Raw genomic sequence first — 7,064 nt, forward strand, 5'->3', positions numbered from 1 at the left:
CGTAAAAGTCGCGTCAGGCCGGGATGGCATCCACGTTGAGCCGGTCCCAGTGGCGGTGCAGCGCAATCGCCGCCAGGAAATCATGCGACACCTGGCCGTCCATCACCTTGCGCGCGTCGGCGATGATGACACCGGGCGTGGGCACGCTGACCGCCTCCGGGTCCCTGCCCAGGCTGAAGCCCAGGGTGGCCAGCAACTGCGCGCCGTCGTTCACGGCGCAAATCGTCTTGCAATGCTTGTAAGCCTCCAGCACGAAGTGCACCGCCTCGCCCATGGCGCCCAGGGTGGCAACGCTTTCGCTTCCGCCCGGAATCAGCACGGCGTCAAACATCACCGAGGGCATGTTGCTGAAGGTGTGGTCCACCGCGAGCTGCCGGCCCGATGAGGTGCTGACCGTGCCCAGCTGCGGCGCCACAAGCTTGCACTGGGCGCCGGCGTCAAGCAGGTCCTGCTGCAGGCGCTTGAGCGCGGCGGCCTCCACCCCGTCGGCCACCAGGATGGCCACCTTGCGCGTTTTGGCGCTGCCGCCCGGGCGGCCCACCATGCGCAGGGCCGGGTCTTCTTCCACCTTCACCACGATGCGGTGATCGCGAAAGCCCAGCCTGCCGGCCGCGGCCTTGGCGTCGGGCGGCTTGATGCCCAGCGGGGCCGCCACGCGCGCGGCCAGCTTCAGGTCCACATGGGCCAGGTTGTCCACCATGCGCTGGCGAATGTCGGGCACCTCCACCTTGGACAGCTCAAAGCGGAAGGCCGCCACGATGTGGTCTTTTTCCGGCGCGCTCTGGCTGTTCCAGAACAGCGCGGCCTGCGAAAAATGGTCGTCAAAAGAGGGGCTGCGGCGGCGGATTTTCGGCGGCTCCAGCTGCTCGGGGTAGGACTGGAATCCCTGCGCGCCGCCGTCTACCCGGTACTCGGCGCCGCTGCCCAGCGTGTTCGGTTCGTAGGCGACCCGGCCCTTGGCGATGGCCTGGCGGTGCATGCCGTCGCGCTGGAAGTTGTGCATGGGGCAGACGGCCCGGTTGATCGGGATCTCATGGAAGTTGGCGCCGCCCAGGCGCGACAGCTGGGTGTCGGTGTACGAGAACAGCCGGCCCTGCAGCAACGGGTCGTTGGAAAAGTCGATGCCGGGCACCAGGTGGCCGGGGTGGAAGGCGACCTGCTCGGTCTCCGCGAAGAAGTTGTCCGGGTTGCGGTTGAGCACCATCTTGCCGATGAGCTGCACCGGCACCTGTGCTTCGGGGATCAGCTTGGTCGGGTCAAGGATGTCGAAGCCCAGCTCGCTTTCCTTGCCCTCGTCGACGATCTGCACGCCGAGTTCCCACTCCGGGAAGTTGCCGCTTTCAATCGCCTCCCACAGGTCGCGCCTGTGGAAATCCGGGTCCTTGCCGGCGATTTTCTGCGCCTCGTCCCAGACCAGCCCGTGCACGCCCAGCTTGGGTTTCCAGTGGAACTTCACAAAAAAGGATTCGCCGCGCGCATTGATGAAGCGAAAGGCATGGACGCCGAAGCCCTCCATCATGCGAAAGCTGCGCGGCACGGCGCGGTCCGACATGGCCCACATCAGCATGTGCGTGGATTCGGGCATCAGCGAGGCGAAATCCCAGAAGGTGTCGTGGGCGCTGGCCGCCTGTGGCATTTCGTTGTGCGGTTCCGGCTTGACCGCATGGATCAGGTCGGGAAACTTGATGGCATCCTGGATGAAGAAGACCGGGATGTTGTTGCCGACCAGGTCGTAGTTGCCTTCGGCGGTGTAGAACTTCACCGCGAAACCGCGCACGTCGCGCACGGTATCGGCCGAGCCCCTGGAGCCCGCCACGGTGGAAAAACGCACGAAGACCGGCGTCTCCACATCCGGATCCTGCAAAAAGCCCGCGCTGGTGTACTGCACCATGGACTTGTAGGGCTTGAAATAGCCGTGCGCGCCCGCGCCGCGGGCGTGCACCGCGCGCTCGGGAATGCGCTCGTGGTCGAAGTGGGTGATTTTTTCGCGGAGGATGAAATCCTCCAGCAGGGTCGGGCCGCGCACGCCCGCTTTCAGCGAGTTGTGGTTGTCGGGAAACTGCAGGCCCTGGTTGGTCGTCAGCACCGGGGCGATGCCCGTGGTGAAGCTCTCGAGCTGGGTCTTCTTGTCTTTGGCGCCGTCCGTGTTCCGGTGAGGGGGGGAAGTGCTGCGCTTGGAGGGCGGCATGAAAAATCCTTGTTATAAAAAAACTCCGCCTGGGGCTTGGGGCCACGGGCGGTTACAGGACGTAAGGGCGAAACACCGGGAAGCGCTCCCGCGTGGCGATCAGTTGTCGAGCAGGCCTTCCAGGACCTTCACCGAGGCCAGCAGGCCGAGCGCGGCGACCGTGCCGGCCAGGCACCAGGCCATGAACTCCTGCAGGACTTCCGCGATGCTGTCCGGCAAGGCCATGGACACCAGGAACAGGCCCGCCGCGCAGACCAGCACCGTCAGGAAGGCGTGGAGCAGGTCGATATCGCGGGGATTGGCATGGATTCGCCAGGCGGTCAGCAGCCCCGCGGCCATGCCTGTCAAAAGTCCGGCCATCAGCTTCATGGTGGTGGTTTCCTGTGGTGGGTGAATCGTCATCAGGTGCTGCATGGACGATAGGGGCGCCCGGCTGCCGGGGTGGTAGCCCGATGCCGGTGGGCGGTGTAAGGCCTTTCTGCTCCTTGCGTAAGACGACGCTTACCGCCCGCGAACACCGGCGTTCGCTCGGGCTTTTGCGCGCCCGTTGGCCTTTCTCCTACATGGGCACGCTCAACCTTCCGGCATCAAGGCGTGAACCTGCCGCGTAAATTGATGAACATTCCATCCATATTTGCCGCTGTTGCGGATTGGCACACATCATGAAAATGCGAACCTACCTCGTTGAGGACAATCCCACCATCCGCGACAACCTGCTCAGCACGCTGGAAGAACTGGCCCCGGTTGAAGCCGTCGGCACCTGCGAGACCGAAGACGAGGGCGCCGAATGGCTGACGCACCACGCCGCCCAGTGGGACCTGGCCATCGTCGACCTGTTCCTCAAACAGGGCAGCGGCCTCAGGATCCTCGAGGCCTGCCGCGACCGAAAACCCGCCCAGAAGATCGTGGTGTTCAGCAACTACGCCACGCGCGAGATGCGCATGCGCTGCGCCGAACTGGGCGTGGACGCGGTCTTTGACAAGTCCACGGAAATTGATTGCCTGCTGGCCTATTGCCTGACGCAGAGCCGCAAGCTGGACCCCGCGGCKAACGACGACTCCAGGGCCTCCACGCTGCAGTCCGCGTAAGCCGAAAACACCGCATCCACCAGGACCGGACCATGAGCACGCCCACCGCTCAGCCTCTCGATACCAGACCGCGGCGGCTTGACGACGGCGTTTTCCAGACGGCGGAAGAGGCGGTGCTGGTGGAAGGGCAGGGCAACGGCGCCGCGATGCCGCGGCCGCCGTCCGGCCAGGCTCCCACCTTTGCCCGCAACGGCGGCCGCGCCAGGTCTTCATTCACCCAGGCCGTCGGTGCCCATGTCGCGGCCCGGCCTTGCCAGTCAGCCTTGCTGGCCGCCGCGGCGGGCGCACTGGCCATGCTGGTCCTTCGCTCGCGGCTGCGCGGCCGGCTCCAGCCCTTGCGCTCGTTCCGGCTGAAATGAGGCCGGGGCGGGGCCCCCGACTCAAGGAAAGTCACGGAAATCCAAGGAAAATTTTATGCCCCTGCATCTTCACGTTCCCGTTCCCCAGCCTCCGCCCGGAACACCGGGTATTCACGTGCCGAACGAGGTTCCGCCGCTGATCATTCCCCCTGAGCCCGGCACACCGCCCGAGATCACCGATCCCCCGCCGCCGGAACCGACGCTCCCCATCCGGGAACCCGGCATCAACGTGCCGCCGCAAGCCACCTAGAGGAAGTCAGGACGCCTGCTGGCGCTGGTATTCGGCGCGTTTCATGACCAGGTAGCTTTCCTTGTCCAGCTCATGGAGCTGGCGCGCGTATTGCTCGGTCGCGTCGAACCAGTGCTGCAGCCGCGCCTCGAGTTGCTGCGCCGGCGGCTTGTCGAGTGAGGCCAGGTAGGCTTCAATGGCCAGGTAATAGCGCATGGTGTTGCGCTCCACGGTGCCGCGCATGCCGTCCACATAGGCGTTGGTGGAGCCGCGCCGCACCTGGGTGAAGCCCACCTTGCCGCTGCCGGCTGTGGCCAGGTAGCCCTGCATGGCCAGGCGGCTGGCGACGCCGTAGCCGTAGGAATAACGCAGGTGCATAAAGGTCTTGCCGTCCGGAAGCGGCACCGCCTGCAGCTCGATGCGGTAATTGTGGGTGCCCAGCGGGCCCTTGTCCGCGTTCAGCTGCGCGGCCAGGTAGTCGGACGAACTGGCGGCCAGCCGGTAGCCGAACTTGAGCGCAAACGCATCTTCCAGTGGCTGCTCGGTTTTTTTGCCGACGTGCATGTTCAGCTGGCTGGGGCTTTCATCCGTGCTGGCGTGGCAGTACTTGGTGTTGATGTGCAATATCAGCATCTCGCACCAGCGCCTGGGGCTTTTGAAGGCGGCGCTGACCGTGGAAAAAGGCGAATTCAGCACCGCATAGGCGTTGCCGGTCACGGCATTGGCGCCTTCGATGGAGTCCAGGTACAGCGGCCTGCGATAGGCATTCTGCGCAAGCTGCCCGGCCAGCGCCGCGTGTTTTTCGAGCAGGGCCGGTGCGCCGGATTCCGCGCTCGCGGCTGGCACCTGCTGCGCCTGCGCGGCAGCCGGGAAAGTGGCGAAAGGGATGGCGCAAATCACCAGGCCGCACAGCAGCGCAAGGCGCCCAAGACGTCGTCGAAAAGGATTCATGGTTCCAGTTTGCCAGCGCAAACAAGGCCTTCTTCGCGGATGCTCCCTCGTCCTACATGCAATCGCCGCAAGCATGAAGCGAAGGGGAAATAAACGGAGAGGGCGGCGGGCCGCTCAGGCTTGCGCGATCTCCGCCAGCGCTTCCGGATCGTTCGCGGCGGAGGCCTCGAACTGCAGCGTGAGCCGGTTTTCCCCGCGTGTCAGGCGGGCGGATTCCTGCAGGGCCAGGGCCTGCACATCGTGCCACTCCAGCAGGCGGTAAGGGGGTTTGTCCACGGCGCGCACGGGCTCGGGGACCTCAGGCACTTTCAGTTCGATGTGTATCGAAAGGACATCGTCGGCGAACCCGGCGCTGATGAGCAGCTTGCCGGGAACGGTAGCCGCATCGGTCAGGCCTATGAGCGAGGCGGTCAGCACATTGCGCAGCGCCGATTGGGGAAGTTGCGCGGCGATGCTGCCGCTGCTGTCGACCACCGAGAAACCCCTGAACGAGAGTTGTGTCACCACCATGCCCACGCATTCCGCGATGCCCGCATCGGCCCTGACCGGCCGGTTGTCCTTGGGCGCGAGCCAGCTCATCAAGTCCGCGCAGGAGGCGGCCGCCTCTTTGGACAGCGCCACGATGTCGCGCGCGTTCCTGAGCAGCGCTTCCGGGTCAGGGTCGGCTTTTTGCAGGCGCCGCTCCAGCATCGCCGCCACCATGGCGATGGGCTGCAGGGTTCCCGCCATGTTGTGGCGTATCACCGGGGCCAGCCGCCGCAGGAGCGCGTAATGCGCCGCTTCCGCCTCGCATCGTTGCAATCCGCTTGCCTGTTCTGCCGTGCTGCTGGACTGAGCGCTCATGGTGCTGGTGCCAATGAAAAGGTTCACGAAAACTGCAGCCAAATCTGCAGGGCCCACGCCGCGCAACGAACACATCTCGCTGCGATATTTTCAAGGCGTAACCACAAAATATACAGCGGTCAAAAAAGAATTTATGTAAGCCAAAGCCTACAGTTGTGAGGCTGTGACGGGCGCGCCGCAGATTGTTTTCGCCGTTAAGTAAATAGTGCGATATCTGGTTGTCATTCTGAATCTTCGCGAGTAATCTCGGCACCCGTTTCTACAAAAAGTTACCGCCAATACAGGATGAATGATATGGAGGCTCTAGCCAAGCTTTCGGTGATCGAGCGCGACACCGAATTGAAGTCCATTCTCAAATCTTTGAGCGCGCTCAGGCGCGGTGAATCCGGCGTCACACTCCCGACGGAGTGGGATGGCATCTATGGAAAGATCGCCGCCGAATTCAACCAGCTGTCGGCCATGACGACGGCGACCACCAGCCGCTGCAAAGGCCTGGCATCCAAGTCCCGCCTGTCAACACGCGCCAGCCGGCGCCTGCCCGAGGAAAAACTCTCGGGCTTCTGGCTGCAGAACGCGATGGCCATCAACACCGTACTCGACGAAGCCGACACGGTGACGGAGCAGACCAAGGTGGTGCTGACCGCATTGACCGACCTGAAGAAAGGCGACGCGCGCGCCAGCCTGCCGCAAGACTGGACCGGCGTGCCCGGCAAGGTCGCCGATGCCTTCAACGACGTGGTCTCTGAAAACGTGCGCATGGCGCGCGAGCTTGAACGCCTGAGCCGCGTGGTCGGCAAGCAAGGCCGGCTCAAGGAACGGGCCTTTGTGCCTGACGCCACGGGTTTCTGGCGCGACTCTGCGGAGTCCATCAACTCGCTGATCGCCGACCTGGTCCACCCGACCAGCGAAGTGGCCCGCGTGATCGGCGCCGTGGCCCAGGGCGACCTGTCCAAGAGCATGGCGCTGGAGGCCGAGGGCAGGGCGCTGGAAGGCGAGTTTCTGCGCACCGCGATGATCATCAACAAGATGGTCGAGCAGCTCGGCACCTTCTCGGCCGAGGTGACGCGGGTGGCGCGCGAGGTGGGCACTGAAGGCAAGCTGGGCGGCCAGGCCGATGTGCAAGGCGTGGCGGGTACCTGGAAGGACCTGACCGACTCGGTCAACTCCATGGGGTCCAACCTCACGGCGCAGGTGCGCAACATCGCCGAGGTGACGACGGCTGTGGCCGCCGGTGACCTGTCCAAGAAGATCACGGTGGACGTGAAAGGCGAGATTCTCGAACTCAAGAACACCATCAACACCATGGTGGACCAGTTGCGGTCCTTCGCCTCTGAAGTGACACGGGTGGCGCGCGAGGTGGGCACCGAAGGCAAGCTGGGCGGCCAGGCCGACGTGCAGGGCGTGGC

At 64.5% G+C, this 7,064-nt stretch carries 8 protein-coding genes; 4 read left to right on the forward strand and 4 right to left on the reverse strand.

Translation table 11 applies throughout. From position 1 onward, the window contains the following. Window positions 1-13: 13 nt before the first annotated feature. Both AC1D1Y_RS22410 and AC1D1Y_RS22415 read right to left on the reverse strand, forming a co-directional pair. A complete protein-coding gene (locus AC1D1Y_RS22410; protein WP_477684283.1) occupies window positions 14-2,188 on the reverse strand; it encodes a catalase in 2,175 nt (724 codons plus the stop codon). A 99-nt stretch (window positions 2,189-2,287) separates the two neighbouring features. After that, window positions 2,288-2,590, reverse strand: coding sequence for a hypothetical protein (locus AC1D1Y_RS22415; protein ID WP_477684284.1), 303 nt, complete (start codon window positions 2,588-2,590; stop codon window positions 2,288-2,290). A gap of 260 nt (window positions 2,591-2,850) precedes the next feature. On the opposite strand from AC1D1Y_RS22415, the gene AC1D1Y_RS22420 reads away from it, so the two are divergent. Genes AC1D1Y_RS22420 through AC1D1Y_RS22430 form a run of 3 tightly spaced genes read left to right on the forward strand, consistent with a single transcriptional unit; the run spans window position 2,851 to window position 3,885 of the window. After that, window positions 2,851-3,276, forward strand: coding sequence for a response regulator (locus AC1D1Y_RS22420; protein WP_477684285.1), 426 nt, complete (start codon window positions 2,851-2,853; stop codon window positions 3,274-3,276). 32 nt (window positions 3,277-3,308) lie between these two features. Next, complete coding sequence (locus AC1D1Y_RS22425) at window positions 3,309-3,635, forward strand: hypothetical protein (protein WP_477684286.1); 327 nt, start codon at window positions 3,309-3,311, stop codon at window positions 3,633-3,635. Window positions 3,636-3,690: 55 nt separating this feature from the next. After that, a complete protein-coding gene (locus AC1D1Y_RS22430; protein WP_477677549.1) occupies window positions 3,691-3,885 on the forward strand; it encodes a hypothetical protein in 195 nt (64 codons plus the stop codon). A 6-nt stretch (window positions 3,886-3,891) separates the two neighbouring features. Here AC1D1Y_RS22430 and AC1D1Y_RS22435 read toward each other — a convergent pair whose 3' ends face one another. Continuing rightward, window positions 3,892-4,815, reverse strand: a complete 924-nt coding sequence (locus AC1D1Y_RS22435; protein ID WP_477684287.1) for a hypothetical protein — start codon at window positions 4,813-4,815, stop codon at window positions 3,892-3,894. A gap of 114 nt (window positions 4,816-4,929) precedes the next feature. After that, window positions 4,930-5,685, reverse strand: a complete 756-nt coding sequence (locus tag AC1D1Y_RS22440; protein ID WP_477684288.1) for a hypothetical protein — start codon at window positions 5,683-5,685, stop codon at window positions 4,930-4,932. A gap of 267 nt (window positions 5,686-5,952) precedes the next feature. Between AC1D1Y_RS22440 and AC1D1Y_RS22445 the strand changes: the two genes are divergently transcribed. Then, on the forward strand, window positions 5,953-7,064 hold a 1,112-nt coding region (locus AC1D1Y_RS22445), incomplete at its 3' end, for a HAMP domain-containing protein (protein ID WP_477684289.1).

Source organism: Polaromonas sp. P1_G1 (assembly GCF_056405595.1).

What these genes read in the sequence shown, in the direction of transcription:
- AC1D1Y_RS22425 (WP_477684286.1), top strand. Translation starts at nt 3,309, where the DNA reads ATGAGCACGCCCACCGCTCAGCCTCTCGATACCAGACCGCGGCGGCTT.
- AC1D1Y_RS22410 (WP_477684283.1), bottom strand. Translation starts at nt 2,188, where the DNA reads ATGCCGCCCTCCAAGCGCAGCACTTCCCCCCCTCACCGGAACACGGAC.
- AC1D1Y_RS22430 (WP_477677549.1), top strand. Translation starts at nt 3,691, where the DNA reads ATGCCCCTGCATCTTCACGTTCCCGTTCCCCAGCCTCCGCCCGGAACA.
- AC1D1Y_RS22435 (WP_477684287.1), bottom strand. Translation starts at nt 4,815, where the DNA reads ATGAATCCTTTTCGACGACGTCTTGGGCGCCTTGCGCTGCTGTGCGGC.
- AC1D1Y_RS22415 (WP_477684284.1), bottom strand. Translation starts at nt 2,590, where the DNA reads ATGACGATTCACCCACCACAGGAAACCACCACCATGAAGCTGATGGCC.